The organism is Streptomyces sp. NBRC 110028, from assembly GCF_001417735.1.
Classification (GTDB): domain Bacteria; phylum Actinomycetota; class Actinomycetes; order Streptomycetales; family Streptomycetaceae; genus Streptomyces.
Genome location: NZ_BBUZ01000022.1, coordinates 572,286 through 595,312 on the forward strand (window position 1 = coordinate 572,286; position 23,027 = coordinate 595,312).

Here is a 23,027-nt window from a genome sequence, read left to right on the forward strand (position 1 = left end):
CGAATATTCATATGCAGTACAGCCACCGCGCGGCGGCGCGAGATTGGATGCAGGCGTGTACGAGGGCGTGGTCCAGGACCTCATCGACGAGTTGGGCAGGCTGCCCGGCGTCGGTCCGAAGAGCGCGCAGCGGATCGCCTTCCACATCCTCCAGTCCGAGCCCACCGACGTCCGCCGTCTCGCCCACGCGCTGACCGAGGTCAAGGAGAAGGTGCGGTTCTGCGCGGTGTGCGGGAACGTCGCCGAGGCCGAGCAGTGCCGGGTCTGCCAGGACCCGCGCCGCGACCCCGCGGTCATCTGCGTGGTCGAGGAGCCGAAGGACGTTGTCGCGATCGAGCGGACCCGCGAGTTCCGCGGTCGCTATCACGTGCTCGGCGGGGCGATCAGCCCCATCGAGGGCGTGGGTCCGGACGATCTGCGGATCAGGGAGCTGCTGGCCCGCCTCGCGGACGGTACGGTCACCGAGCTGATCCTGGCCACCGATCCGAATCTGGAGGGTGAAGCCACCGCCACGTACCTCGCGCGCATGATCAAGCCCATGGGTTTGAAGGTCACGCGCTTGGCCAGTGGTCTTCCCGTCGGGGGAGACCTGGAGTATGCCGACGAGGTCACGCTGGGTCGTGCCTTCGAAGGGAGAAGACTTCTCGATGTCTGACGCAACGTTGCACGACGCCCACCCGGACCCGGACGACTTCGCGGTCCAGATCGCCGATCAGATCGAGAGTTTCATCGTCGCGGTCACCGAGGTCGCGAAGGGCGACGAACCGGACAGCGCCGTGCCGTTCCTGCTGCTCGAGCTCTCCCAGCTGATCCTCGCCGGCGGGCGGCTCGGCGCGCACGAGGACTTCGTACCGGACGAGCGGTACGAGCCGGACGCCGGTCCGGAGCCGGACGTCGACGAGCTGCGGGAGCGGTTCGCCCGGCTGCTGGAGCCGGTGGACATCTACTCGGAGGTTTTCGACCCGTACGTACCGCGCAGTGAGCCCGTCCCCTGCCGCATCTCCGACGATCTCGCGCTGATCATCACGGACCTGCGGCACGGCATGGCGCACTACCGCGACGGCCGGATCAACGAGGCGATGTGGTGGTGGCAGTTCTCGTACCTCTCCAACTGGGGTACGACCGCCTCCGCCGCCCTGCGCGCGCTCCAGTCGCTCGTCGCGCACGTCCGGCTGGACAGCCCGCTGGACGAGCTGGACGGGCTGGACACGGACAGTGAGGCGGGCGGGGACGAGGCGCTGGCCGAGGAGGCCGGCCGGGTCATGGCGGCGGAGATCGCGGAGCCGCTGGGGCTGCGCTCCCTGCGCCCCTGAGAGACCGCTCGGAGTCCCGTCGGAAGTCCGTCGGGGTGCCGTCGGAGTGCCGTCGGAGTGCCTTCGGGGCCCGCCCGGAAGTCCGCGCGAGCGCCGCTGTAGCGCCGGTAGGGCCTCCGCGCGCCCTGTGAGCTGGGTTACGTTCCCGTGTGCTTCGCCCGGAAGCGGGCAGGGTTCGTCGCTGAACGAGTGGTACCGGATGCCAGGAGTATCCGCGGTACGGGGATGTTGTGCCGCATGATCCGCCTGGTCCGCCCGGGTCCGTCTGGTCCGTCCTGGTCAGATTGATGAGGCGTGTGTCTCGCTATCTGATATCGGGAGGGTACTTTCCGGCCGCTCGCTAAACTGAGCCGACCGCAATATTGAGATCTGCGAGGAGCGCACGTGGGCCTTGTCGTGCAGAAGTACGGAGGCTCCTCCGTTGCCGATGCCGAGGGCATCAAGCGGGTCGCCAAGCGAATCGTCGAAGCCAAGAAGAACGGCCACCAGGTGGTCGTCGTGGTTTCCGCGATGGGCGACACGACGGACGAGCTGATCGATCTCGCCGAGCAGGTATCCCCGATTCCTACTGGGCGCGAGTTCGACATGCTGCTGACCGCGGGAGAGCGAATCTCCATGGCGTTGCTGGCCATGGCGATCAAAGACCTCGGTCACGAGGCGCTGTCGTTCACCGGCAGCCAGGCGGGAGTCATCACCGACGCGGTCCACAACAAAGCGCGGATCATCGATGTCACGCCGGGGCGCATCCGCGACGCGCTCGAGCTGGGCGCGGTCGCGATCGTCGCGGGCTTCCAGGGCGTGTCCCAGGAGAGCAAGGACATCACCACCCTCGGCCGGGGCGGCTCGGACACCACCGCGGTGGCCCTGGCGGCGGCCCTGGACGCCGAGGTCTGCGAGATCTACACCGACGTGGACGGCGTGTTCACCGCCGACCCGCGCGTGGTGAAGAAGGCTCGCAAGATCAACGAAATCCCGTACGAGGACATGCTGGAGCTGGCCGCGAGCGGCTCCAAGGTGTTGCATCTGCGCTGCGTGGAATACGCGCGCCGGTACAACATCCCCATTCACGTACGGTCGTCGTTCTCCGGCCATCAGGGCACCTGGGTGCGCAATCGGCAGGAAGCGGGAGAAGGAGAAGAAGGCATGGAGCAGGCGATCATCTCCGGGGTCGCACACGACACGTCCGAGGCCAAGGTCACGGTTGTCGGGGTGCCGGACAAGCCGGGTGAGGCCGCGGCCATCTTCCGCACGATCTCGGACGCCGAGATCAACATCGACATGGTGGTGCAGAACGTCTCCGCCGCGTCGACCGGGCTGACCGACATCTCCGTCACGCTGCCCAAGACGGACGGCCACCGGGCGATGGAGGCGCTGACCAAGGCGAAGCCGCAGATCGGCTTCGACTCGCTGCGCTACGACGACCAGATCGCCAAGATCTCGCTGGTCGGCGCCGGAATGCGGACCAACCCGGGCGTGACCGCGACCTTCTTCGAGGCGCTGTCGAACGCCGGGGTCAACATCGAGCTGATCTCGACCTCCGAGATCCGCATCTCGGTCGTCACCCGGGCCGACGAGGTGAAGGACGCGGTCCGCGCCGTGCACAGCGCGTTCGGGTTGGACAGCGACAGCGTCGAGGCGGTCGTGTACGGAGGGACCGGCCGATGACCCGGGCCGGCGGTGCCGGTGGCCGGAAGCCGACGCTCGCCGTCGTCGGTGCGACCGGTGCCGTCGGCACCGTCATGCTCTCGATCCTGTCCGAGCGGGCCGACGTCTGGGGCGAGATCCGGCTGATCGCCTCTCCGCGCTCGGCCGGCCGGAAACTGACCGTCCGGGGCGAGCAGGTCGAGGTCGTCGCGCTGGGCGAGGACGCGTTCGAGGGCGTCGACGTCGCGATGTTCGACGTCCCCGACGAGGTCTCGGCCCAGTGGGCGCCGATCGCGGCGAGCAAGGGCGCGGTCGTCGTGGACAACTCCGGCGCCTTCCGGATGGACCCGGATGTGCCGCTGGTCGTGCCCGAGGTCAACGCCCACGCGGCGCGCGTCCGGCCGCGCGGCATCATCGCCAACCCGAACTGCACCACGCTGTCGATGATCGTCGCGATGGGCGCGCTGCACGCCGAGTTCGGGCTGAGCGAGCTGATCGTCTCCTCGTACCAGGCGGTCTCCGGCGCGGGCAAGGAGGGCATCGACGCGCTGCGCGAGCAGATCGCGCTGGTGGCCGGTACGGAGTTGGGTACGCACCCGGGCGACGTGCGGCGGGCGGTCGGCGAGACCGGGCCGTTCCCGGCGCCGATGGCGCTCAACGTGGTGCCGTTCGCGGGCTCGCTCAAGGAGGACGGCTGGTCCTCGGAGGAGCTGAAGGTACGGAACGAGTCCCGCAAGATCCTGGGACTGCCGGACCTGCGGGTCACCGCGACCTGTGTGCGCGTGCCCGTGATCACCACGCACTCGCTGGCCGTGCACGCGCGGTTCGAGAACGAGGTGACGGTGGAGGCGGCGCACGAGATCCTGGCCGGTGCGCCGGGTGTGGTGCTGTGCGACAACCCGGCGGAGGGCGAGTTCCCGACGCCCGCCGATGTCGTGGGCACCGATCCGACGTGGGTCGGACGGGTGCGGCGCTCGCTGGACGACCCGAGGGCGCTCGAACTCTTCGTATGCGGCGACAACCTCCGCAAGGGCGCGGCCCTCAACACCGCGCAGATCGGGGAGGTCATCGCGGCGGAGCTGACCGCCGCGTAGGGCCGCGCAGCTGGTGCGGCCGCACGACTGGTGCACCGGTAGAGCGCCCCGCACAGGGTGCACGCCCCGGATAATGTGAATATCCTGTGATCTGGTCAATGGCCTGGACCAGTTGATCCGAGTCGATGACCTGTTCGACGAACCGCTCCCCGCTTGCTGCAACCGACAGCGAGCGGGGAGCGTCTTTCTGGTCGCCCACCCGTGGGCGCTGTGAAATCTGGGCTTGGGGAGAGTTGGGGCGCATGGGGGGATCTGGTGCAGCGTCAAAAGCGGTGCCACGCGCGTACAACCCTGACAGGGGCAAGCGTGTCCAACAGACGTGGCAGAGGTATTCGGCATCACAACGGTTCCAGGGCGCGGCGGCGCGGCAGTGCGGCCCCCGCGTCCGCGCGCGGCAGGCGGTATGCCGGTGATCGCGCCATGGTCTGCCGCGCGCCCCGCGCCCCTCGCGACAGGGCGCGAGGACACTGACGACGCGATGGCAGCGGGGACCACAGTCGATCACCTCACCGAGACCTACCGCGCCCACTACCGGTCGCTGCTCGGCCTCGCCGCACTCCTCCTCGACGACACCGCGTCCTGCGAGGACGTGGTGCAGGAGGCGTTCATCCGCGTGCACTCGGCACGCCGAAGAGTCCGCGACCCGGAGAAGACCCTCGCCTATCTGCGGCAGACGGTCGTCAACCTCTCCCGCTCCGCGCTGCGCCGCCGCATCCTCGGTCTGAAGCTGCTCTCCAAGCCCATGCCGGACATGGCCAGTGCCGAGGAAGGCGCGTACGACCAACTGGAGCGCGACCAATTGATCAAGGCGATGAAGGGACTGCAGCGCCGCCAGCGCGAGGTCCTGGTGCTCCGCTACTTCGCCGACATGACCGAGGCCCAAGTGGCCGAGACGCTGGGCATATCGCTCGGCTCGGTCAAGGCGTACGGCTCGCGCGGCATCGCGGCGCTCCGTGTCGCCATGGAGGCCCCCGCATGAACCACGAGAACGACACGCCAGGCCCGGAGGACCCCGACCGGAAGGCCGACCGCGAGCCGTCGCGGGCCACTCCCGACGGAGCGGGCCCCGACGGAGCAGGTCCCGACGGAGCGGTCCCTGACAGCGCGGGCCCTGCCGGAGCCGGTTCGGGCGACGCCGGTGACGTAAGCGACGCGCGTGACGTAAGCGGCGCACGTGACATGGACGAGCAGGCGCTACGGCGGATGCTGCACCACGCGGTGGACGACCTGGAGCCGCCCCCGCACTCCCTGGAGCAGCTGCGCCGCGCCGTGCCCGCCCGGCGGGCACGGCGGCGCCAGGCCCTGGTCGGGGCCGTGGCGGCGGTGGTGCTCGGCGGCGCCGCGCTGCCCGCCCTGGTGCACGTCACGTCCGCCAGCAACAGCTCGACCGATCGCCCGGCCAACGCGGCCAGCAGCCACCGCACCCCGCAGGAGGGCGACAGCGGCGAGCACGGCGAGGGCAGCGGCGGCAAGGACCCCGACGGGCCCGCCGGCCAGGCCCGGACGGGTCCCGACGGCGACAAGGGCAAGGGCGGCGAGAAGGGCAAGGACAAGCCGTCCAAGGGCGCCCCGGACGGCGTTTCGGGCGGCACCGCCCCCGACCCCTCCAGCACGCTGAACGCCACCTCGCCCACCTGCTCCCGCACCCAGCTCGGCGGCAGCGGCGGATCGGCCGGAGCGGCCGACGCCGAGGGCCGGATCTATGGTTCGTTCCGCGTGGTGAACACGTCCCGTCAGGCCTGCGTGGTCGAGGGCGGCGGCACCTTCGGCGTGGCCGCGCAGGGTGGAGCGGACCCCGCGAAGGTCTTCTACGTCGATCACACGACGGGTGACGCGGCCAGTGGTCTGCCCGACCCGGCCACCGAGCCGGGCTCGCTGATCCTTCAGCCGGGTCAGGCGTACGAGGTCCGGTTCGCATGGATACCGGCGTCGGGCGGCGGCCCCAGCGGATGCCCCGGCTCCGGCGACGGTACGCCGACCGCCAATCCCTCTCCCAACGCCGCCGACGGCCCGTCGGACCAGCCCGGCTCGGGTGACCCGAGCGGTTCCCCGGGCGGCGGCGGTGGCGAGCAGCCGGCCGCGAGTGTCCAGGTCAGCTATACGCCGGAGGCGGGCGAGCCCGCGGTCGGCAGCGTGACCCTGAGCGGTGCCTGCGCGGGGACGGTCTACGGCACCGGCCTGCTGGCCTCCTCCTGAGCCTTCTCCTGAGCTTCCTCCTGAGCCTCGTCCTGGGCTTCCTCCCGGACCCTGTCCCCGGCGCCGCCCCGGCTCCGGTGCCGGTGCCCGTCCCGGCGCCTGTTCGGGCCCTCCCGGCGGCGTGATCCCGGGGCCCGCCGCCGGTGGCCCGCCGTGAGGCCCGTACCGTGGGGGTGTGCATCGGTTTCTGCTGACACCCCGCTGGTGGGTGATCAACGTGTTCACCGTGGTGGCGATCCCGTTCTGCCTCTTCATGGGCAGCTGGCAGCTCAGCCGCTTCGAGACGCGCATCGACACGCACAAGCAGCAGCAGGAGGACGCGTCCGTCGCCGAGAAGGCCGCCGCGAAGCCGCTGCGCGACCTGCTGCCGGTCACCACGGAGACCTCCGGGCGGCAGGCGACCGCCATCGGCCGGTATGACACCGAACACCAACTCCTCGTTCCCGACCGGCGGCTCGGCGACCGTACCGGCTTCTATGTGCTGACGCTGCTGCGCACCGACGGGGGCAAGGCACTGCCCGTGGTCCGCGGCTGGCTGCCCGGGGACGCCTCCTCCCAGGCCGACACCGCCAAGGTGCCCGCGCCGCCGTCCGGCCGGGTGACGGTCACCGGAGCGCTGCAGGCGACCGAGCACGAGGGCAGCGGCGGGGTGACCGCGAGCGGCGCGCTGCCGCGCGGTCAGCTGGGCATGATCAGCGATGCCTCACTGGTCAATCTGGTGCCGTACACGGTGTACGACGCGTGGATCACCTCCTCCCAGGCGCCCGGGGCCCTGCGGCCGGTGCCCCCCGTCGTGGCGGAGGGCACCGGGCTGGACCTCAAGGCGTTCCAGAACCTCGGCTACACCGGTGAGTGGTTCGTCTTCGCGGGCTTCGTGGTCTTCATGTGGTTCCGGCTCTACCGGCGCGAGGTCGAGGCCGCCCGCGACCTCGCGCTGGGCATCACTCCGGACGAGCCTGCGGCTCCTGTGCCCGGCCCGCGGCCGGACCCCGCCCCAGATGACGCTGAGCGAAATCGATCTCCAAGCGCAACTGCTTGATCCGCTCCTCGACCACGAGCGAGCCGTGCCCCGCGTCGTAGCGGTACACCTCGTGCGGGGCGCCGCGCTGCCGCAGGCGCTCCACATAGTTGTCGATCTGCCGTATCGGGCAGCGCGGATCGTTCACCCCGGCCGAGATGTAGACCGGCGCCCGCACCCGATCCACGTAGGTCAGCGGGGAGGACGCCTCGAACCGCTCCGGAACCTCCTCCGGGGTGCCCCCGAGGAGCGTGCGGTCCATCGCCTTCAGGGCCTCCATCTCGTCGTGGTAGGCCGTCACATAGTCCGCGACCGGGACCGCGGCAAGGCCCAGCGCCCAGGCCTCGGGCTGGACGCCCAGGCCCAGGAGCGTCAGATAGCCGCCCCATGAGCCGCCGGACAGCACCAGCCGCTCGGGGTCGGCCAGCCCCGAGGCCACCGCCCACTCCCGGACCGCCGCGATGTCCTCCAGCTCGATCAGCCCGACCCGGTGCTTGAGCGCGTCCGTCCAGGCCCGCCCGTAGCCGGTCGAGCCGCGGTAGTTGACGCGGACGACGGCGAAACCGTGGTCGACCCAGGCCGCCGGGCCCGCCGCGAAGGCGTCGCTGTCGTGCCAGGTCGGCCCGCCGTGGATGTCGAAGACGGTGGGGAAGGGGCCCTCCCCCTCGGGCTTCTGCACCAGGGCGTGCACCCGCCCGCCCGGCCCCTCCACCCAGGCGTCGGTCACCGGCACCGACTCGGGGGCCTTGAGTCCCGGCGGGTCGAGCACGGTCCGTCCGCTCGTCGACAGCACCTGCGGCGGCTGCTCGGCGGAGGACCACAGGAACTCGATCGAGCTGTCCGGCCGCGCGGAGGCGCCCGCGATCGTCCCGGCCGGGGTCTCGACACGGGTCAGCTCACCGGAGGCCAGCTCATACCGCCACAGCTCGCCGCGCGCCTGGTGGCTGTGGGAGACAAGCAACGCCGAGCCGTCCGGGAACCAGTCCGCGCCGACATCGCCCGGCAGATCGATGGCCAAGGCCGTCTCCACCCCGGTCAGCGGATCCCACACCATCGGCTCCCACCGGCCCCGCCGCTGGTGCCCGACCAGCAGCCGGGTGTCCCCGGCGACCGGTGCGAAGCCCATGACGGCCAGGCCCAGCTCCTCGGTGCCGCCCTTGGTGTCGTCCAGCTCCGCGACCGCCGTACCGTCCAGCCGGACGACCCGGATCGCCGAGTGCATGGCGTCGCCGTGCTCGGTGTGCTCGACCGCGATCAGCGTCCCGTCGTGCGACAGGTCGCCCACCCCGGCCGACTCCCGGTGCCGGTAGATCTCCCGGGGCTCGGCTCCCGGCGCCACCACATGGATCGTGGAGCCCTCCTCGTCCGTGGACCGGCCGACGACCGCCGTGCCATCCCGGCCGAGCGCGAGACCCGCCGGATAGGAGGGCTCGAGACCGGGCGCCGCGGGCTCGTCCACCCCCGGCTTGCCGCCCTCGCCGCCCGGGCCGCTGTCGCCGCTCCCGCCACCTTCGAAGGGCTGGCGCAGCCACACTCCGAACTCATCGCCATCGGTATCCGAGAACCACCAGATCCACCGGCCGTCCGGGGTCAGCACCCCGTCCGTCGTCCCGTTCGGCCGGTCCGTCACCTGCCGCTGCGCACCGGTGGCGCGGTCCCATGCGTACAGCTCGTATGTGCCCGTGGCGTTCGAGACGAACAGCGACCGGTCCGGGGCGTCTTCCGCCCACTCCGGCAACCCCACTCGCGGTGCCCGAAACCGCTTCTCCCAGTCCGGCATGGACTCCGTGCTCTCAGTCATGACCCCATTCTGCGCCGCACCCCGACATCCGCGCTGGCGTCCCCTCGCGCCTGTGGATAACGTTCGCGGCGGGCATGGACAGACGGGCCGTGATGGAGGGGGAGACGATGGGCGACATAGCCGCGACGGTGGAGACATATTGGGCAACGGCCCAGGCCAGGGACTGGAGGGCGTTCGGCGCGACCCTCGCCGACGACGTCCGCTACGAGTTTCCACAGACCCGGGAGCGGGTGGTCGGCCGGGACGGCGTGGTCCGCCTCAACGCCGAGCAGCTCGGTGAGTGGAGCCTGGAGGTGGAGCGCGTGGTCGCCGACGCCGACCAGGCGGTTTCCTGGGTCCGGTTCAGCGACGAGGAGGAGGAGACGCACGGCATCAGCTTCTTCACCTCCGCCCCCGACGGCAGGATCCAGACCATCACCGATTTCTGGCCCGGTTCGTACGAGCCGCCGGCCGGGCGTGAGCAACTCATCGAGCGCTTCTGACGGACCCCGTACCCCAACTCCCCGTACCGCAACTCCCCGTATCCACCCCGTGGTCCCCCGCCCTCGCCCCCTTCTCTCCCCGTCCCCCCGCACCCCTCCCGGTGTCTCCCCTCCCCGTTTTCCCTTCCCTGGGTTTCCCCTCCCCGTGATTCCCCGTGACTCCCGTGATTCCCTTCCGGCGCTCGGCTAGCGCAGCGTCACCGGCAGCGCGTCGACGCCGTAAACGATGGACAGCTTCCGGAACTTGAGCTTGTCGGCATCCACGGCCAGCCGCATTTCCGGGAATCGCCGGACCAGCGCGGGGTAGGCCGCCCGGAGTTCCATCTTGGCCAGTTCGGCGCCGATGCAGCGATGAATGCCGTGGCCGAAGGCCAGGTGAGACGGCGTCTGCCGGTGCGGATCGACCCGCTCCATGTCCGGGCCCAGCTTCTCGTCGCGATTCGCTCCGCTCAGCGAGCACAGCACGAGATCGCCCGCGGATATCTTCGTGCCCGCTATCTCCATGTCCTCGCGCGCGAACCGCGGGAATGCCACCTGGACGACGGAGAGATAGCGCAGCAGCTCATCCACGAAACGGTCGACGACGTCTTCCCGGTCGCGCATCGCCGCGAACTGTTCCGGTGCCTGGAGCAGGACGAGCGTGCCCAGCGCCAGCATGCTCGCGGTGGTTTCCAGACCGCCGGTCAGCACCCCGTCGGCCAGCCCCGCCAGCTCCTGGTCGTCGATTTCGTCGCCGTGTTCCTTCACCAGCATGCCGAGCAGTCCGTCACCCGGTTCTTCGCGCTGCTTGCGGACGATTCCGTGCAGATACGTCAGCGAATCCGACATGGCGCCGAAGGACGCGTTCGCGCCATCGAACAGATCGAACCGTGCCGTGCTGTACCGCTGAAAGTCATCGCGGTCCTCGTACGGAACGCCGAGCAGTTCGCAGATGACGAGGGCCGGAATGGGGAGCGCGAACATCTCCACCAGATCGACCGGGTCCCCGGCCGCGGCCATCTCGTCCAGCCGCTCCTCCACGATGGCGTGGATGCGCGGGGTGAGCCTGCTGAGCCGCCGCATGGTGAATTCGGGCGTCAGTAGCCGTCGCAGTCTCGTATGCGTCGGTGGATCGCTGAAGCCGAGGCCGCCGGGATTCTGCTGTTGGGCCAAGCCGACGGTCTTCTCGGCGAGGTTGGTGAAGTCGGAGCTGAATCCCTTCGCCTTTCCGAGGACCGCCTTGGTCTCGTCATAGCCGGTGACGAGCCACCCGTTGATCCCGAAAGGGAGCCAAATCTTGCTGATGGGTTCCTTTGCCCTGGTTTTGGCGATATCTGCCACGGGGTCGAGTCCGTCGCGCCTCAGCGGTGCCAGCGTGGCATCCGGAAGGAACGACATCTTGGACAGATCGAACCCGTTCTTCTGAATCTTCGTGAAGTACTTGCGGCTCAGCCACGTGACGATGTTCGAGCGGAGATTCGACATGGGCGCAATACTGCCCTGCCACGGCGGCTCGTCCATGACGCGTTGGCAGACGTGCCCCGGTGTGATGTACCACAGCCGGGCCGCGGCCGCTCCCCGGGGCGCTTCGCGATCAGTGCGGTGGCGCGGTCCGGAGGATCGGAGGAAAGTGAAGATATCGGGCGTGACGCGCGAGCGATGAGGGCTGCGCGCGGAAGGACCGTCCATCGCGGTGGACCCGGCTTGAGTCGCGAGGGACGCGGAGTGAGCGGAGTGAGGTGAGCGGCTTGCGGGAGAGGTTCCGCGCTGTCCAGGGAGCGCCCTGCTGGGTGAGCCTGATGGCAGCCGATCTGGACCGCGCGCACGCCTTCTACGGAGACCTCTTCGGCTGGACCTTCCGGCCCACGCGGTACGGGCACGGCCGTTACACCATCGCCTGTACCGAAGATGGCGTACCGACGGTTGGTATCGGTGCGTCGGCACCGACGGCGGGTGTGACGCTGCCCGTCACCTGGACGACGTACTTCGCGGCGGACAGCGCGGACGAGGTGGCCTGGCGCGTCCAGGAGCGCGGAGGCACGGTCGCGGTCGGACCGCTGGAATTCGGCAACGGCCGGGTGGCCTGGGCGGCCGATCCGGACGGCGCCGTCTTCGGCATCTGGGAGGGCGATCTCACCTCCGCCTGGTGGGGCGAGCGCAGGCCGGGCGCCCCGGTGTGGCTGGAGTTGCGTACGCGCGACGCGTTCGAGGCGGCGCTCTTCTACGGCCATGTCTTCGGCTGGGACGCCCAGGCGCGGGAGCGATGCGACGTCCGCTTCGAGCATGACCGCGTGGTCCTGCACATCGACGGAAAGGCCGTGGCCGGATTGCGCGGCGGCGCCCTGGAAGCCGTCCCCGATCCGAATGTGCGGCCTCGCTGGCACGCCTATTTCCGGGTCGCGGACGTCGACCGGGTCACCGAACGCGCCGTGGAACTCGGCGGAAGCGTCGTCTCCCCGCCGGTCGACACCCCCTACGGCCGCATCGCGGCGCTCCGCGACGCCGAGGGCGGAATCTTCAGCGTGGCGGCGGTGGGGAGAGGCTCGACGGGCGAGCCGGATGGTGCCTAGGATCGGAGATACGGCATCGCGTGTCGGTCACCGGCTGGGTGAGGCATGGAGGTGCCCGTGAGATTGCCTTATCGGGAGGCATTCCACAGTGTCAGTCGAGCTGAACCACACCATCGTCCATTCCCGGGACAACCGTGAATCCGCCGAATTCCTGGCCGCCATTCTGGGCCTGGAGGTGGGGGACGCCTGGGGCCCGTTCATACCGGTCTCCACCAGTAATGGGGTCACCCTGGACTTCGCCAGCGTCCCCGCCGAGTCGATCACCATGCAGCATTACGCGTTCCTCATCTCCGACGAGGAGTTCGACGCGGCGTTCCAGCGGATACGGGAGCAGGGCATCACGTATTACGCCGATCCGCACGGTAAGCAGCCGGGGGAGATCAACCACCACTACGGCGGCCGCGGGCTGTACTTCATGGACCCGGCCGGTCACGGCATGGAGATCATTACCCGGCCTTACGGCAACGAGGAGTAGCCCTCCGCGGGGCGACCGGCGTGGCCTGGGCCTTGCGCCCGGGGTCACGCCGCGCTCAGGCCGACCGGACCAGCGCGCCGTACCGAGAGCCGGCACGCCGTACCCGGACCGGCACGCCGTACCGAACCCGGCTCGCGGAACGTGCCACCCGGCCCCCGCTCAGCCATCGCGTGGCGTGATCCGGCGGTAGCCCGCGCGGGCGTTGACGACGCGGGCGCAGGCCGTTCCGACGACGGCCGCGCCGAGCAGGCATCCGAGCCAGGCGCTGTCACGGTCGCCCGTCCAGGTCAGCACGCCGGCGGGCGGGATGGCGAAGCCGTTGAGGAACAGCCAGCACAGCACGGCCGTCCCCGGTGCCGCCACGAACCGCGCGCACAGCCCGAGCACGGCGGCGAACAGCGACAGCGCGATCAGCGCGAGTGTCGGCCGCCCATGGCCGCCGAGCGAGTTGAGCACGGCCACCAGCAGCAGGGCCCCGGCGAAGGCCGCGGACCAGATGACCGGGGTGGCGACGGGCTCGGGTACGGGCCTCATGCCGACGCTGAGCTGCCGCCACTCGATCATGATCACCGTCTTTCTCGCGCCTCTGCCGGGGTACGGACACCCGAACGCGGATTGTTCCACCGAGCCACGGATCACTTTCCGCCATTACCTACTCTTTACCGTTTGTTACGGTGGGCGGACGACACTTCGACCCGCGCTACCAGCGCGAAGGTCACGAGGAGGGGATGGCTGTGGGTGTTCCGCGGTTGAGCAGTACGCCGTTGCCGGGCATTGGAGTCCGTTACGACCTGACCACGCGGGACCAGGGCCGACTGTCGGTGGTCGCGCACCGGGACGGTGGACGGACGCTGAGCGCGTATCGCCGGGAGGACCCCGATGAGTGCGCCCTGGCCACCCGGCTCACCCCCGGCGAGGCGGAGGCGCTCATCAGCGCCCTGATGCCCGCGCACCACAGCCCCACGTTGCTGTCCACCACCGAGCTGGGGCTGGTCGCCGAGCGGATCGAACTGTCCTCGCACTCGTACTGGAACGGGCGGGTGCTGGGCGACACACGGACCCGCACCGAGACCGGCACCTCCATCGTGGCCGTGCTGCGCCGGGCGGACGCCATCCCCTCCCCGGCGCCGGACTTCCGGCTGGCGGGCGGGGACACCCTGATCGTGATCGGCACGCGCGAGGGCGTGGAAGCCGCCGCGGCGATATTGGGTCGGGAGTGACAGACGGATGCACTCTTCTGCCGTCTTCCTGATCGAGTTCGGTGCGGTCATCCTCGGCCTGGGACTGCTGGGCCGCCTCGCCGGACGTTTCCAGTTCTCGCCCATCCCCCTCTACCTGCTCGCCGGGCTGGCCTTCGGCGAGGGCGGGCTGCTGCCGCTCGGGGCCAGTGAGGAGTTCGTCGCGATCGGCGCCGAAATCGGCGTCGTCCTGCTGCTGTTGATGCTCGGGCTGGAGTACACCGCCAGCGATCTGGTCAGCAACCTCAAGACTCAGTACCAGTCCGGGCTGGTCGACGCCACGCTCAACGCCCTGCCCGGGGCGATCATGGCGCTGCTGCTGGGCTGGGGCCCGGTGGCCGCCGTGGTGCTGGCCGGGGTCACCTGGATCTCCTCGTCCGGCGTCATCGCCAAGGTCCTCCGGGACCTCGGGCGGCTCGGCAACCGCGAAACCCCGGTCATCCTGTCCATCCTGGTCCTCGAAGACCTGGCGATGGCCGTCTATCTGCCGATCGTCACCGCCCTGCTGGCCGGTGTCGGACTGGCCGCGGGCAGCATCACCCTGGCCATCGCGCTCGGCGTCGCGGGCTTCGTCCTCTTCGTCGCCGTCCGCTTCGGCCGTCACATCTCCCGTTTCGTCTCCAGCGACGATCCCGAGAAGCTGCTGCTGGTCGTGCTGGGCCTGACCCTGCTGGTCGCCGGGATAGCGCAGCAGCTCCAGGTCTCCGCCGCAGTGGGCGCCTTCCTGGTGGGCATCGCCCTCTCCGGCGAGGTCGCCGAGGGCACCCACAACCTGCTCAGCCCGCTGCGTGACCTGTTCGCCGCCGTCTTCTTCGTCTTCTTCGGCCTGCACACCGACCCCGCCAGCATCCCGCCGGTCCTGCTGCCCGCCCTGGCCCTGGCGGTCGTCACCACCTGCACCAAGATCGCCACCGGCTACTGGGCCGCGCGGCGCGCCGGGCTCTCCGCCAAGGGACGCTGGCGCGCGGGCGGCACCCTGGTGGCGCGCGGCGAGTTCTCCATCGTCATCGCCGGACTCGCCGTCACCGCGGGCATCGAACCACGGCTGGGCCCTCTGGCCACGGCGTACGTCCTGATCCTCGTCGTCGTCGGCCCCCTCACCGCCCGCTGGACCGAGCCCCTGGCGCGCCGCCTCATCCGCCCCAAGCCCGCCGCGGCCCCTGCCGCCGAAAGCACCGCCGAAAGCACCGCCGAGACCGGCACCGAAACCACCGCGGAAACCACCTCCGAGACCACCGCCGCCGAGTCCAAGCACCGCGAAACACAACGCGGTTGACACCCCGATCGCCGCCGCGACACGATCCCGCCGGTGGAGATCACGGACCTGACACCGGCGGAGCGGCGCGTCTGGCGGGCCTTCCCGCTCGATGAGAGCGTCGATTTCCGCGAAGGCGCCGACGACGCCCCCGAAAGCGGCGGCTCCTGGGGGCCCGAGCGGACCATACGAGCCGAGGTGCTGCGCGCGCTGCTGCTCGACGGACCCACGCGCGACGGCGAGGTGGCGGGCCTGAAGCTGACCGGCGCGCGCATCACCGGTGAGCTGCGCCTGAAGTACGGGGCGGTCGAGCACGCCGTACGGCTGCGGTCCTGCCACTTCGAGCGGACCCCGCAGCTGTACGGGGCGCGACTGCGCGTCCTGGTGCTCAGCCGCTCCGTGCTGCCCGGGCTCACGGCCGGGGCCCTGCACACCGAGGGCGTCCTGCGGATGACCGAATGCCGCACGACCGGCCCGGTGCGGCTCGCCGGGGCGCAGATCGCCGGAGGGCTCTTCCTCGACGGGGCGCGTCTGGGCACTCCGGACACCCGCTGCGAGGAACCGTTGCTGCAGCTCAACCACGCGGTCGTCGGCGCCGATGTCCAGGCCAGGCGTCTCGTCGCCCATGGGCAGTTGCGGCTCAACGAGGCCACCGTCGCCGGGCAGGTGAACCTCGACGACAGCGCACTCCACGCCCCCGGCGGCATCGCCCTGCACGCCGAGAACCTGTCCGTCGGCAACGATCTGCACGCCATGCGGCTGCGCGCGCAAGGCCACGTCAACCTCAGCGGGGCCCGGATGCCCCGCCACCTCAATCTCGCCTACGCCCGGCTGTCCCACCCCGGCGGCCAGGCCCTGCGCGCCAGCAGCTGCGTCATCGGCGAACTGTGGTTCCGTGAGGCCGCCCCCGTCGAGGGCGACGTGAACCTGCGCCGCTCCCAGATCGACCTGCTGCACATCCGTCCCGAGGTCTGGCCCGACCGCGTCAAGATCGACGGCCTCAGCTACCGCAGCCTCGCCCCGCACCTCCCCGCCGAAGAGCGGCTACCGCTCCTGGAACGCGAGGTGGAGGGCTATCTCCCCGCCTCCTACGAGCAGTTGACCACCGCCTACCGCGCCGCGGGCGACGAGGCCGCCGCCCGTACCGTCCAGCTCGCCAAGCTCCGCCGCCACCGCAGCACCCTGCCGCGCTACGCCCGCGTCTGGGGTCACCTCCAGGACGTCACCGTCGGCTACGGCTTCCGCCCCCTGCGTGCCGCGGGCTGGCTCTCCGCGCTGCTCCTCACCGGCGCCGTCGCCTTCGCCCTTCACCACCCGCGGCCGCTGAAATCCGGCGAGGCCCCCGACTTCAACCCGGTCTTCTACACCCTCGACCTGCTCCTCCCCATCATCGGTTTCGGGCAGGAGAGCGCCTTCGCCCCGCAGGGCGCGTACCAGTGGCTCTCGTACCTCCTGATCGTCACCGGCTGGATCCTGGCCACCACGACCGCGGCGGGCATCAGCCGCTCCCTGAGCCGCCAGTAGCCGGAGTCCGCTGGGCCTTCCGGCGCGCGGAAGCGTTACTCCTCGGCGAGCACGACGATCGCGTCGCCCTCCTCCAGGACCAGCGGCGCGGCCTTGTCGGGGTTGAGGAAGACCCCGTAGGCGGGCGGTACGTCGGCGTGGCGTGCGAGCCGGTAGCCGAGGGCCGTCTCGCCGCACCGCCGCGCGGCCTCGACGACCGTCGCGAAGTTGGCCTCTGCGCCCGGCACCAGATAGTTGGTGGCCGGTTTGAGGTAGATCTCCGAACCCTCCGGGTCGAAGAGATCGATGAACACCGCGTACAGGTCGTGGTTCTCGGTCAGCTGGGTCAGCAGCAGACTGATGACCTTGGTGCTGACGATGAAGTCGTCGGCCTTGGTGACCTGGGCGATCTCCCGGTTGCTGTCATCGTTCATCTCCGTGACGATCGAGTACGGGTCACCGAGCCGCACCTCGATGTCGCGCAGGTGCAGCAGCGTCACCAGCGTCCGGTCATCGGCGCGCTTGGGATCGACGGCGTCGTCGGACAGCACCACGATGTGCTGGTAGCTGCCGAGGTCGAGGGCCTCCAGGGACGACCGGCGGGTCGGTTCGCACCGCTTGTGGCCGACCGTCAGGTTCTTCAGCCCCTCCGGCACCCCCTTCCGCGGCCGCCGCGGCGCCGCGATGTCCACCGCCGAACCGGGTTCGACGAAGCTGTCCAGCAGCTTGATCAGCTTCGACGCCCGGGAGTTCCAGCCGATCAGCAGGGTGCGGTCCGGGACCGGCGGCCGGCCGGGCGCGGTGGTGATCGCGGACGGGACGATCTCGGCCCGGGGCTCGGCGCGCCGTATCAGCAGATCGTCCTCGGCCATCACCAGCAGCTGGTCATCGGCCCGGACGACGGTGTCCATCGGCGGGTTGACCAGCACCTCACCGTCGCTCCTGCGCAGCCCGGCGGCCATGCCCTGCGTGTAGTGGGCCAGGGTGTCCGCGTACGTCGAACCCGCCAGCGCCGGCTCGTCGCGGAAGTAGAACTCGTTACCTTCGAAGCTGAGCAGTTCGTTGAAGACACTGGACAGCCCGGACTGCCGGTGCGCCTGGGCGATGAGCCGTACGGCGATGTCGTCGGCGTCGATGATCAGCGCGTTCGTACCGGCGGCGAGACGGGCCGCGGGCAGGTTGTCCGAACTCTCCACGGCCGCCACGACGTTCGGCCGCGTGCTCTTCCACTTCCGGCTGTTGAGCAGTAGCAGCACCTTGATGACGTCCGTGTCGGTGTCGTCCCCGACCGGGGGCAACACCATGATCGACTTGGCGGTGTCGGGGCTCACCAGCTCCAGGTCGCCCCGCTCCAGCGGACTTCCGGATCGGCAGATCACCCGGGTGCGGCCGGTCGCGGGGATCCGGTGGCGGATCTGGTCCTCCATGTCGACCTTGTCGTGGTCGGCGAGGATCACCACACACGAGCGGCGGGCGCTCTGGTTGGCCTCCACCAACTCCGCGATCACCGTGAACACCTGGTCCGACCAGCCCAGCACGACCGTGTGCCCGTGCTCGATCAGCCGCGACCGCCCCTTGCGCAGCATCTGGATCCGGTTCTCCAGGCCCGTGGTGAGCACACCGATGAGCGCGCTGACGATGAAGATGCCGCCGATCGTGACCGTGAGCATCAGCACGAGGAACAGCGGCCGGCCCGTGTCCCCGCCCATGGTGCCCGGGTCGAGCGTCCGCAGCAGGCTCATCCACACCACGCCCGACCAGCCGCCGCTCTTCCGGGTGTCCTCGTGGGAGAAGGAGACCACCAGCGTGGAAACCACCGCTATCAACGCCAGCGAGGCGAGGCCGAGCCAGCCGATCAGCGCGGGCGTCCCCCGGTCCATCGTGCCGTCGAACCAATACCGCAGCCGGTCCCGCAGCCTCATCGCACGTCCCCATCCCCCCGGCCACTCACCGGACTTACGGTCTCCCAGAGCAGTTGATCATTCTCGCAGGGTTACCGGGGCCCACCGCCCGGGCGCCGAGCGGCCTGCCCCGGCGCGGTGGGTCACCAGGCGGCGTGCGGCTGCGGACCGGCCTCGACGGACGGCTCGCCACCCGCCTCGGCGAACGCCTGCAGCGCGTCGATCAGATGACGGCGCTGCCCGGCGGGCATGACGTCGACGATGCGCGCGATCTCCCGGCGCCGCCGATCGGTGACCTCGGCCACGATCCGCCGACCGCCCTGGGTGAGCGAGATCACGCTGGTACGCCGGTCCTCGGCGGAGCCGCCGCGCGCGACCACGCCCGTCGTGACCAGACGGTCGATCATGCGCATGGCGGTCGACGGCTGCACCCCCAACTCCCCGGCCAGCCCGGACAGGCTCAACGGACCTCCGGCGTCCAGGACGACCAGCATCCGGAACTGCGGCAGCGTCAGCGGCTCCTCCACCGCCGCCAACGACCGGGCCGAGACGGCCACAAGCAGCCGCGACGCGGTCAACACCGCGGTGACCATCGCCTCGGCATCGGATTCGGGAGCGTCGGCACGGGGCTGGGAGGCCTCGGAAGCGGAAGCTTCGGTACGGGAAGTTTCCGCAACGGAGGCTTCGGAAGCGGAGGCTAAGGGACGGCGCGCCATACGCCCTTTCTACCCTCTGTCCCTGTGGAAGGGAGCGCCCCGATCCGCCACCTCGGCTCAAACGTGGAAATCCGGGACTGCCCCGCAGCGGTGAGCGGGAACGGTCGTCGGCGGACTCCACGATCCACGAGGTGCCGACGGCGCCCGCGAGGCTCCGGCTCCTCAGCCGGCCATCTCGCCGCGCCACCCTCTGATCCGTGCGATCGCGGCCCGGACGCGCCACGCCCCGGTGACCGTGACCCCAGCCAGCCGGTCGGCCAGCGACCTTTGGGAGCCGAGCAGCGCCAGCCCCGCGTTGACGGCGAAGAAGGCGATGGCGACGATCCAGCACAACACCGAGAAGCCGATCGCACCCCCGGCCAGCAGGCAGCAGGCCAGCGCATACCAACCGACGTCGACCAGCGTGCTCACCGCGGCGCGCACCGCGACCCGGCCCCGCCCGGGCCGCCCGCCGCCCCGGCGCCGCACGACGCACAGGCCCGTCAACGCCTGCCCCGGGGTGCGGCCCATCACGGCCAGCGAGAGGAAGTGGTAGGCGAAGGTGAACGCGACCAGCGCTGCGAATGCCTGCTGGACGGCGTTCACCGCAGAGTGCCAAAGCGACTCCCCGACGTCCTGACCCGCCCCCGCGATATCGCCATGCGAGGTGATGACCTCCCAGGCACTCGTCCCGGCCAGGCTCGTCACATCGGTGACCTCGGCACTGACCCGGTGGAACGTGAACCAGCCGAGCAGCACGGCCACGGCCACGACGACGGCGAAATCCAACGCCCAGGCGCACAACCGACGTGCCCGCGGCAGGCCGGTCGGCACCGCCCCCTCTTCAGACATACCGGGTGCCACTACCGCTCGCCGGAACATCGGTCCCCCTGAAGTGTGTGATGTCGCGGTATGCACAGTGTAAGGACAGTTGAAGGCCGCCACGGGGGTTCCGAACATCTGCGGGGCGCGAGGCGCCTCCCACCGGCGGCCGTAAAGAGGAGGCTCCAGCGCCCCCAGCCAGCAACCACGCGGGTAGTCACGCACAACGCATCAGGGCCACCTACGAATTTTCGTAGGTGGCCCTGACCTGTGTTCCTTCAGTCGGGGTGGCGGGATTTGAATCTACGACCTCTTCGTCCCGAATGAGGTTCGGCTACTGGTCTGGCCTGCCCGGATGATGTTTTACCTGATCAGACGGTTGGGGTGCCGTGGTCTCGGGCGTTCTCGAAGGGGCCCGGGGAGCGGGTTGGCTTCCAGATGGCTCCCAAGGCGCATCCCGGGGGAACCTCAACTTGGGCGGCGTGACTGACGTCGGGACCGTCCAGCAGCTGGGCGAACCGTTCCAGCCGGTCGACAACCCATGCGACAGCCGCTTCCGGGCCGGAGACGGTAACTCTGCTGAGCCAGAACATCGGCCGGATGATCGCGCTCTGGCGGTCTGGGCTGTCCAGCGTCGCGAAGGCTTCGCAGCGGAAGAGCTGGGACGACGGCGGGCAGCGCTCGCCCCGGGCGATGGTGGTGGCGGCCTGCCTCCTGTCGTCGAACGCGCCGTGGTGCGGTGGACGGGAGGCGCTCACGTGGCGTCCTCCGGCCCGGCCCCCGACAGCGCGAGCGACGCCCACACCGTCTTCCGGCCGCACGCGCCGGGCCGGTACCCCCACCGGTCGGCCAGCGCCCGGACGAGGATCAGGCCCCGCCCGCCTACATCGTCCTCGGCGGTCTGCAGAACGGCCGGGCGCCCGCCGTTGTCATCTTCGACCTCCAGCACCGCGACGCCGTCCCGAACCGTCAGGATCACGATCACACCGTCCGGGCTGCCATGGCGGATGGCGTTGACGACCAGCTCGGTCACGATCAGCCCCATGTCGTTCGCGAGCTCGGGGACACCCCACGGCCGGAGGGCGGCGACGACCGCGAGTCGTACGGGGGCCACGAGGTGGAGCTACGGGGTGATCTCCACGCGCATCGCCCGCCGGACCCCGGTGCTGACAGGCGCAGTTTCCTCGGCGGGACGAGCCGCCGTCACCATTGCCACCGCTCCTGCCGGACAACGGCATCGAGTGGCTTGAACGGGGCATACCGCTGGGTGTGGTGGTCCGTCTGTGCGGTTCCCGCGCTGTGTCGCTTGACCAATTCCGACATGGCAGCAAGCTTCGACGCGCCACGAACAGAGGCCCCGGACAGTTTGTCAGGGTCCTCTGTGCCTACAGATCAAGGAAGTTGACGAGCCGTCATTCCGTGGCTTCCATGGCTCGGTCGATCGCGTCCAGTACCGTCCCCCATGGCAGGTCCCGTCCGGCGGGGGCCGCACGTGGCTCGTGCAGCGGCCAGACGTCCGGGCCGTAGACGAGGAGAACGCCGGCCTCTCGCAGCGCGGCGATATGGCGCCGCCAGGCGGGGTGGCGGGCGTGAGCGGCGTTCACCCTTGGAAAGACAACGACCGGTAGCCCCAGGGTGCCGATGGCTTCCCCCACCTGCGTCAGCGCCTGGTTGTCTGCGATACCCGTCGCGAGTTTGGCCACCGTATTCGCGCTGGCGGGGGCGACCACGTAGCAGTCCACCCTCGGGTGCGGTCTTGCCTCGCCTGGCAGCCGTGGTTCGTCTCGTACCGGCAGGCCGGTCAGCTTCTCCAGCCGGTCGACCTCACCGCTCATCCGCAGCCACCGACCGGCTGTCGGAGTGAGCGTTACGGCGACCTGCCACCCATGCGCCAGAGCCGGTTCCACCAGCCCGGTGCGCAAGGCTTCGACTCCTCCAGCACTCGTGCCCACGACCCCGAGGACTCCGCGCTTCTTTGTGTTCACTCCACCGCCCTGCACCGTTGAGCCATCATGAACAACTCCGACGAACGAGCGCTGCCGGTGACCGGGGATTGCTTGATCAGGTCGCGCAGCGTGTCCCGTACACGGGGATTGTTCCGTACGAGCTGAGGCGACGCGTGCTCGGCTTTACTCAGCTCCGCGAACGCGCTGTCGCCCTGACCCGCCATTGAGAGGGCACGGGCGTAGTCAATGCGGTGGGAGACGCCGCGCTCCGGTGACATGTGGTCCACATCGACCTGACCGCGTTCCACGACATACGAGATGTTGTCGAGGTCCAGCTCCGCCGACAGCCGGTGCAGCACGACGTTCGTCGGTCCGAAGCTCGTCTGTCAGTGGTTCTCGTCGGAGCCGAGCCGGTTGGCGAGCACCTCTGCTCGGTTCAAGAGACTCGTCGCCGTGGGCCGGTCCTGGTGCCGGGCCGCTGCGATGGCAGCCCGTAGGTAGATCATGCCCAGCAGGCTCAGGGCAGCCGGATCGGTGTCATCGACCCGGGCCGACAACCACGCCGAGGCGGTGTCGCCCAGTTCCATGGCGTCGTCGTACCGGCCATTGGCCAGCAAGGCATGTGTGCCGGACCGTGCGGCGGACGCCAAGACCAGTGGGTCATCGGATTCGTCGGCGGCCCGCATGGCTCGTTCGGCGGCGAGCCACGAGATATCGGACTCCCCGATCTTGGCAAGCGTCGTGGCGGCGAGGTGGTGTACCCGGGCGGAAACGGCCCAGCAGCCCCGGCGTTCAGCGGCAGAACGCGCCGCGCGGTCCTCAAGCTCCTGGGCCGTCTGAAGAAGGCCGGGGAGCCCGGCGATCACCTTGCCGAGCCGACCAGACTGATAGTCGTCCCAGGTCTGTTCTACGACCTCAGCGGTCGGGCCGGGGCTCGGGAGCTGCGCCTCGGCCTCCGGTCCGAACAGCAAACGGGAGAGACGACGCGGACTCATCAACGCGTCCCGCACGGCCGGGACCTCGTCCTGCTGTTTTTCGTCCTCCATGAGCACGGGTTGGCCGACCAAACTCCCCGAGCGGCACGCGGAGCACACG

At 70.1% G+C, this 23,027-nt stretch carries 24 protein-coding genes; 13 read left to right on the forward strand and 11 right to left on the reverse strand.

The genetic code is table 11. The annotated features are described in order from the left end of the window. Window positions 1–55: 55 nt before the first annotated feature. From recR to ASC60_RS02765, 7 genes are all read left to right on the forward strand, one after another. Window positions 56–655: a recombination mediator RecR gene (recR, locus tag ASC60_RS02735; protein WP_009716708.1), complete on the forward strand. Its 600-nt coding sequence runs from the start codon at window positions 56–58 to the stop codon at window positions 653–655. Further along, window positions 648–1,313 (forward strand): DUF5063 domain-containing protein, encoded by a 666-nt coding sequence (locus ASC60_RS02740; RefSeq protein ID WP_055546254.1) that lies wholly within the window; start codon window positions 648–650, stop codon window positions 1,311–1,313. The genes recR and ASC60_RS02740 overlap by 8 nt, the downstream gene beginning before the upstream one ends. Window positions 1,314–1,697: 384 nt before the next feature. Beyond that, the gene (locus ASC60_RS02745) at window positions 1,698–2,978 is read left to right on the forward strand and encodes an aspartate kinase (protein ID WP_055546256.1); all 1,281 of its coding nucleotides are present in this window, start codon (window positions 1,698–1,700) and stop codon (window positions 2,976–2,978) included. Continuing rightward, entirely contained in the window at window positions 2,975–4,051 is a 1,077-nt protein-coding gene (locus ASC60_RS02750; protein ID WP_055546258.1) for an aspartate-semialdehyde dehydrogenase, read from the forward strand. Before ASC60_RS02745 ends, ASC60_RS02750 begins: the two co-directional genes overlap by 4 nt. A 403-nt stretch (window positions 4,052–4,454) precedes the next feature. Further along, window positions 4,455–5,030: a SigE family RNA polymerase sigma factor gene (locus tag ASC60_RS02755; RefSeq protein ID WP_055546260.1), complete on the forward strand. Its 576-nt coding sequence runs from the start codon at window positions 4,455–4,457 to the stop codon at window positions 5,028–5,030. Beyond that, on the forward strand, window positions 5,027–6,247 hold the full coding sequence (locus ASC60_RS02760) for a hypothetical protein (protein ID WP_055546262.1): 1,221 nt from the start codon (window positions 5,027–5,029) through the stop codon (window positions 6,245–6,247). Before ASC60_RS02755 ends, ASC60_RS02760 begins: the two co-directional genes overlap by 4 nt. A 175-nt stretch (window positions 6,248–6,422) precedes the next feature. Next, the gene (locus ASC60_RS02765; RefSeq protein ID WP_055546264.1) at window positions 6,423–7,286 is read left to right on the forward strand and encodes an SURF1 family protein; all 864 of its coding nucleotides are present in this window, start codon (window positions 6,423–6,425) and stop codon (window positions 7,284–7,286) included. Here the strand turns inward: ASC60_RS02765 and ASC60_RS02770 are convergent. Next, window positions 7,189–9,045, reverse strand: coding sequence for a prolyl oligopeptidase family serine peptidase (locus ASC60_RS02770; RefSeq protein ID WP_055546266.1), 1,857 nt, complete (start codon window positions 9,043–9,045; stop codon window positions 7,189–7,191). The two genes, ASC60_RS02765 and ASC60_RS02770, sit on opposite strands and share 98 nt — an antisense overlap. Window positions 9,046–9,173: 128 nt before the next feature. Here ASC60_RS02770 and ASC60_RS02775 point away from each other — a divergent pair, with 128 nt between their 5' ends. Further along, complete coding sequence (locus ASC60_RS02775; RefSeq protein ID WP_055547149.1) at window positions 9,174–9,548, forward strand: nuclear transport factor 2 family protein; 375 nt, start codon at window positions 9,174–9,176, stop codon at window positions 9,546–9,548. Between the two features lie 186 nt (window positions 9,549–9,734). Here ASC60_RS02775 and ASC60_RS02780 read toward each other — a convergent pair whose 3' ends face one another. Then, window positions 9,735–11,012, reverse strand: a complete 1,278-nt coding sequence (locus tag ASC60_RS02780) for a cytochrome P450 (RefSeq protein ID WP_055546268.1) — start codon at window positions 11,010–11,012, stop codon at window positions 9,735–9,737. Window positions 11,013–11,326: 314 nt separating this feature from the next. Here ASC60_RS02780 and ASC60_RS02785 point away from each other — a divergent pair, with 314 nt between their 5' ends. Beyond that, a complete protein-coding gene (locus tag ASC60_RS02785) occupies window positions 11,327–12,097 on the forward strand; it encodes a VOC family protein (protein WP_199830871.1) in 771 nt (256 codons plus the stop codon). Between the two features lie 88 nt (window positions 12,098–12,185). Beyond that, window positions 12,186–12,572, forward strand: coding sequence for a VOC family protein (locus ASC60_RS02790; RefSeq protein ID WP_055546271.1), 387 nt, complete (start codon window positions 12,186–12,188; stop codon window positions 12,570–12,572). 159 nt (window positions 12,573–12,731) lie between these two features. Here the strand turns inward: ASC60_RS02790 and ASC60_RS02795 are convergent, their stop codons facing one another. Next, complete coding sequence (locus tag ASC60_RS02795; protein WP_055547151.1) at window positions 12,732–13,136, reverse strand: hypothetical protein; 405 nt, start codon at window positions 13,134–13,136, stop codon at window positions 12,732–12,734. A gap of 164 nt (window positions 13,137–13,300) precedes the next feature. On the opposite strand from ASC60_RS02795, the gene ASC60_RS02800 reads away from it, so the two are divergent. From ASC60_RS02800 to ASC60_RS02810, 3 genes are read left to right on the forward strand one after another with little or no spacing between them, the layout of a single operon-like run. After that, window positions 13,301–13,792 carry a cation:proton antiporter regulatory subunit gene (locus tag ASC60_RS02800; protein WP_079038115.1) on the forward strand — a complete coding sequence of 164 codons (492 nt, stop codon included), beginning with the start codon at window positions 13,301–13,303 and terminating at the stop codon, window positions 13,790–13,792. Between the two features lie 7 nt (window positions 13,793–13,799). Continuing rightward, window positions 13,800–15,086 carry a cation:proton antiporter gene (locus ASC60_RS02805; protein WP_055546275.1) on the forward strand — a complete coding sequence of 429 codons (1,287 nt, stop codon included), beginning with the start codon at window positions 13,800–13,802 and terminating at the stop codon, window positions 15,084–15,086. 33 nt (window positions 15,087–15,119) lie between these two features. After that, the gene (locus ASC60_RS02810; protein WP_055546277.1) at window positions 15,120–16,589 is read left to right on the forward strand and encodes a hypothetical protein; all 1,470 of its coding nucleotides are present in this window, start codon (window positions 15,120–15,122) and stop codon (window positions 16,587–16,589) included. Window positions 16,590–16,624: 35 nt separating this feature from the next. On the opposite strand, the gene ASC60_RS02815 is transcribed toward ASC60_RS02810, so the two are convergent. The 8 genes from ASC60_RS02815 to ASC60_RS42570 form a co-directional block, all read right to left on the reverse strand. Then, a complete protein-coding gene (locus tag ASC60_RS02815) occupies window positions 16,625–18,490 on the reverse strand; it encodes a potassium transporter TrkA (RefSeq protein ID WP_055546279.1) in 1,866 nt (621 codons plus the stop codon). A 122-nt stretch (window positions 18,491–18,612) separates the two neighbouring features. After that, entirely contained in the window at window positions 18,613–19,062 is a 450-nt protein-coding gene (locus ASC60_RS02820; protein ID WP_055546282.1) for a MarR family winged helix-turn-helix transcriptional regulator, read from the reverse strand. A 285-nt stretch (window positions 19,063–19,347) separates the two neighbouring features. Next, the gene (locus ASC60_RS02825; protein ID WP_079038117.1) at window positions 19,348–20,016 is read right to left on the reverse strand and encodes an RDD family protein; all 669 of its coding nucleotides are present in this window, start codon (window positions 20,014–20,016) and stop codon (window positions 19,348–19,350) included. Window positions 20,017–20,357: 341 nt separating this feature from the next. Further along, a complete protein-coding gene (locus ASC60_RS02830; protein ID WP_055546284.1) occupies window positions 20,358–20,744 on the reverse strand; it encodes a hypothetical protein in 387 nt (128 codons plus the stop codon). After that, window positions 20,741–21,100 carry an ATP-binding protein gene (locus ASC60_RS02835; RefSeq protein WP_055546286.1) on the reverse strand — a complete coding sequence of 120 codons (360 nt, stop codon included), beginning with the start codon at window positions 21,098–21,100 and terminating at the stop codon, window positions 20,741–20,743. Before ASC60_RS02835 ends, ASC60_RS02830 begins: the two co-directional genes overlap by 4 nt. 298 nt (window positions 21,101–21,398) lie before the next feature. After that, entirely contained in the window at window positions 21,399–21,986 is a 588-nt protein-coding gene (locus ASC60_RS02840; protein WP_079038118.1) for a flavoprotein, read from the reverse strand. After that, window positions 21,968–22,291, reverse strand: coding sequence for a hypothetical protein (locus ASC60_RS42565; protein ID WP_234356749.1), 324 nt, complete (start codon window positions 22,289–22,291; stop codon window positions 21,968–21,970). Before ASC60_RS42565 ends, ASC60_RS02840 begins: the two co-directional genes overlap by 19 nt. A 27-nt stretch (window positions 22,292–22,318) precedes the next feature. Then, the gene (locus ASC60_RS42570; protein WP_234356806.1) at window positions 22,319–22,978 is read right to left on the reverse strand and encodes a hypothetical protein; all 660 of its coding nucleotides are present in this window, start codon (window positions 22,976–22,978) and stop codon (window positions 22,319–22,321) included. Window positions 22,979–23,027: the final 49 nt, after the last annotated feature.

Excerpts from the sequence above, each read along its gene's own strand:
- ASC60_RS02740 (WP_055546254.1), top strand. The coding sequence starts at position 648 with ATGTCTGACGCAACGTTGCACGACGCCCACCCGGACCCGGACGACTTC.
- ASC60_RS02750 (WP_055546258.1), top strand. The coding sequence starts at position 2,975 with ATGACCCGGGCCGGCGGTGCCGGTGGCCGGAAGCCGACGCTCGCCGTC.
- ASC60_RS02755 (WP_055546260.1), top strand. The coding sequence starts at position 4,455 with ATGCCGGTGATCGCGCCATGGTCTGCCGCGCGCCCCGCGCCCCTCGCG.
- ASC60_RS02760 (WP_055546262.1), top strand. The coding sequence starts at position 5,027 with ATGAACCACGAGAACGACACGCCAGGCCCGGAGGACCCCGACCGGAAG.
- ASC60_RS02770 (WP_055546266.1), bottom strand. The coding sequence starts at position 9,045 with ATGCCGGACTGGGAGAAGCGGTTTCGGGCACCGCGAGTGGGGTTGCCG.
- ASC60_RS02775 (WP_055547149.1), top strand. The coding sequence starts at position 9,174 with ATGGGCGACATAGCCGCGACGGTGGAGACATATTGGGCAACGGCCCAG.
- ASC60_RS02780 (WP_055546268.1), bottom strand. The coding sequence starts at position 11,012 with ATGTCGAATCTCCGCTCGAACATCGTCACGTGGCTGAGCCGCAAGTAC.
- ASC60_RS02785 (WP_199830871.1), top strand. The coding sequence starts at position 11,327 with ATGGCAGCCGATCTGGACCGCGCGCACGCCTTCTACGGAGACCTCTTC.
- ASC60_RS02795 (WP_055547151.1), bottom strand. The coding sequence starts at position 13,136 with ATGATCGAGTGGCGGCAGCTCAGCGTCGGCATGAGGCCCGTACCCGAG.
- ASC60_RS02800 (WP_079038115.1), top strand. The coding sequence starts at position 13,301 with ATGGCTGTGGGTGTTCCGCGGTTGAGCAGTACGCCGTTGCCGGGCATT.
- ASC60_RS02805 (WP_055546275.1), top strand. The coding sequence starts at position 13,800 with ATGCACTCTTCTGCCGTCTTCCTGATCGAGTTCGGTGCGGTCATCCTC.
- ASC60_RS02815 (WP_055546279.1), bottom strand. The coding sequence starts at position 18,490 with ATGAGGCTGCGGGACCGGCTGCGGTATTGGTTCGACGGCACGATGGAC.
- ASC60_RS02820 (WP_055546282.1), bottom strand. The coding sequence starts at position 19,062 with ATGGTCACCGCGGTGTTGACCGCGTCGCGGCTGCTTGTGGCCGTCTCG.
- ASC60_RS02825 (WP_079038117.1), bottom strand. The coding sequence starts at position 20,016 with ATGTCTGAAGAGGGGGCGGTGCCGACCGGCCTGCCGCGGGCACGTCGG.
- ASC60_RS42570 (WP_234356806.1), bottom strand. The coding sequence starts at position 22,978 with ATGGAGGACGAAAAACAGCAGGACGAGGTCCCGGCCGTGCGGGACGCG.